We start from the raw sequence: 2,927 nt of genomic DNA on the forward strand, positions 1-2,927 counted from the left end.
ACGATTTTGTGTTCAATATTGACGATTTTGTATTCAACATTGACGATTTTGTGTTCAACATCCACGATTTTGTATTCAATATTGGCGATTTTGTGTTCAATTCGGGCGGCATTCCAATTACGATTTTGTATTCAATTTTGAGGAATTTCTGTTCGAATTTCATAATTTCTATGACTTAATCCTACGTATTAGACCTAAAGATTGTCTCTATATAAAAATGAAACTGACATAAGGCGTATTTAATCTTTATTCGATTATTGCAGCTCCAAAACTACCGAAATCTACACCCACATAACCACCAAAGGCTTTGATCAAATCGTAAGTCCTTTGGATAAATTAAAACTCAAATAAATGCTTGGAAAGTAGAACTTCGAACAATATATTTGATATTGAAATACATAAAAATCAAAACACAGATATTCTCATGAAAATATTACCGAAACTCCCCAATTTTCACAATAATCTTATTAGCAGCACATTAACAATAAAATCAATCAAAATTTAATAACGATATTACCGAAACTCCAAAAATGAGTTTCGCAAATATACTCGTTGGCAGAAATTTTATGAGCAGAAACGAGAGACTACAAAATAAGCGGGACAGACAGAAAATGCTTGCAATAAAGAAACCGAATGAACTTGTGACGAGACGAGACAGAATTATTGTTATTACAATTTCAATTGCGTTCATATTTCTGTTTCTTTATTTAGCACTTCGTGACAATTCATTGCCAGACAACGAATTAAGTACAATTAATGTTACACTTAAAGACACTCCAAAATATGATGAATACAAAATCAAATCGACGACCTATCGAGATATTATACTGACAACTAAGGAATATCAGCATGAGTTTAAAATTACAGCAATGACTTACAAGGCGACTGACCACAATTCTTTTAAAGCAAATATTAAAGTTGGTGATAGAGTAGGATTAAAAATAAAAAAATCTGAATTGGATAATTTGAATAAAGGTTCTTTTTGGAATGACTATAATGATGTTTATGGACTGAAAAAAGACGGTATTAATTACATTAACCTGGAGCTCAAAACAGAATTGGAAGACAAAGACAGCAAATGGTCTTATTTTTTTGTGGTTGTAGGTATAGTAATGTTACCATACGGTTTTATAAAAAATAAACCATTAATTAGTATGGATAGAGCGGTAACTTTGACAATGATTTTAGGGCTAATTTTGTTGCTAATTTTTGATTAATCGTAAAAAAAACTTCTGCCAACATGGGTTTGTGGCAAGTGGGGGGCTGACTGAAGTTATTGAACAATTGGAATTCTTTTGTACTTTTGTTTCGGCGGACGGAAACCGATTGAACATTGGTAAGTAACTCAACATCAGTAATTTATATCGGCTGACGTTCGGGCGGACAAGTTTCAAATCCCCCATCTGACCACAAGCCCTGTACGTTGTGCGTAATCGTAAAAACAACCAACAAGCGACAAAAAATAGCTTATGAAACATGGATTTCTTCTAATATTTTCTTTGCTGACTTTGACAACTTATTGCCAGACTGGAAATATTCGAGGTCATATTACCAACTCAGATAAAGAGTCAGATTTGAAATATGTTACAATTTATTTAGCTCATGGAGATACATTGGTAAAAAACAAAGGGGCAATTCCTGACAGTTCAGGAAATTTTATTATTGACGACATACCGTTAGGACAATATAGTTTACGAGTTCAGCAGTTAGGATTTAGAGATTTCGTTCTTGACAGTTTGACAATTTCAAATGCAACAATATTGACTTTAAACTTAAATTATCCACCACCTTGCGACAAGCGACTTGCAAAAAATGAAAAACCAAAATGTATAGGCGGACATACCGACAATATTATTCCAATTTCGTACGGACTTCCATTCAAGAGAACATTAAGAAAAGCAAAAAGAGGTAAAGTGTTTTTGGCAGGTTGTATTATTACAAGGTGTGACCCACGATTTTATTGTAAACTTCATAAAAGACAACTGCAATATGAGAACTGACACTCATAAACTCAAACAAAATATAAACAAAAATTTAACTTAAATAGCTGACAGACAACTTGTTGACAGAAGAACGACTACGCACAACATGGGTTTGTGGCAAGTGGGGGCTGACGAAAGGAATTGAACTTTGGTAACTTTATTGTACATTTGTTTCGGCGGACGGAAACCACCAAGCATTTGTAAGTAACTCAACATTAGTAATTTATATCGGCAGGCGTTCGGGCGGACGAGTTTCAAAGCCCCCACCTGACCACAAGCCCTGTTCGTTGTGCGTAATATTATGACCCTACGATTTTCAATAGCATTCCTATTTACAGCCTTGACAATTCAATCTTATTCTCAGGTTGACTTTGGCATACGTAAGCAAAAACTTCGACCCATATTCATTGACACGACAAGAGAAAACATTTTTATTTACGAAGTTCCCAATGCTATTCTCTACTTTAAACAGGACGACATAAAAAACTTCATAGACAATCCTGAGAACAAAAATGTCTTAGCAAATTATGGTTATAAAACATTTCAGGACACTTTAATTAAAAAAACTCGACAAATTAAAATCACGGACATATACTTTTACTATGACCAACGTCAACGTGATAGCATTTTCAGACAACAACCAGAAAATGTTTTGACAAAGCAATTAAATGAGGAATTTTATTTTCTTGGTGCAGGACTTATTCTGAGGGGACAGTTTATGGTTTATTCAAAGGCAAATAAAAAATTCATAACCAAAGGACTTGTTGCGAAAAGACAAAAGGGATATTTAGGACAAAGAAACTTGGTGTTTTATTTGCAAGACAAGAGACAGTTTTACGGCATTGTTACATCTCTAGGTGAATAAATACTACGCACAACATTTAGCAGAATAGAAGAAAGACCCCACTAAAGACCCCTTTATATTTGGGGTCTTTTTGCTATTTG

The 2,927-nt window shown here is 33.9% G+C and carries 3 protein-coding genes; all 3 read left to right on the plus strand.

The window, feature by feature from the left end; genetic code table 11:
- Positions 1-566: 566 nt before the first annotated feature.
- The 3 genes from EGI26_RS07000 (at position 567) to EGI26_RS07010 (ending at position 2,847) form a co-directional block, all read left to right on the plus strand.
- Entirely contained in the window at positions 567-1,217 is a 651-nt protein-coding gene (locus EGI26_RS07000; RefSeq protein WP_255077227.1) for a hypothetical protein, read from the plus strand.
- A 252-nt stretch (positions 1,218-1,469) separates the two neighbouring features.
- Positions 1,470-2,000, plus strand: a complete 531-nt coding sequence (locus tag EGI26_RS07005; RefSeq protein ID WP_255077317.1) for a carboxypeptidase-like regulatory domain-containing protein — start codon at positions 1,470-1,472, stop codon at positions 1,998-2,000.
- Positions 2,001-2,283: 283 nt separating this feature from the next.
- Positions 2,284-2,847 (plus strand): hypothetical protein, encoded by a 564-nt coding sequence (locus tag EGI26_RS07010; RefSeq protein WP_255077318.1) that lies wholly within the window; start codon positions 2,284-2,286, stop codon positions 2,845-2,847.
- The last annotated feature ends 80 nt before the right edge of the window (positions 2,848-2,927 follow it).

It is taken from the genome of Lacihabitans sp. CCS-44 (genome assembly GCF_024343735.1).
Taxonomy (GTDB): domain Bacteria; phylum Bacteroidota; class Bacteroidia; order Cytophagales; family Spirosomataceae; genus Leadbetterella.

What these genes read in the sequence shown, in the direction of transcription:
- EGI26_RS07010 (WP_255077318.1), top strand. Translation starts at nt 2,284, where the DNA reads ATGACCCTACGATTTTCAATAGCATTCCTATTTACAGCCTTGACAATT.
- EGI26_RS07000 (WP_255077227.1), top strand. Translation starts at nt 567, where the DNA reads ATGAGCAGAAACGAGAGACTACAAAATAAGCGGGACAGACAGAAAATG.
- EGI26_RS07005 (WP_255077317.1), top strand. Translation starts at nt 1,470, where the DNA reads ATGAAACATGGATTTCTTCTAATATTTTCTTTGCTGACTTTGACAACT.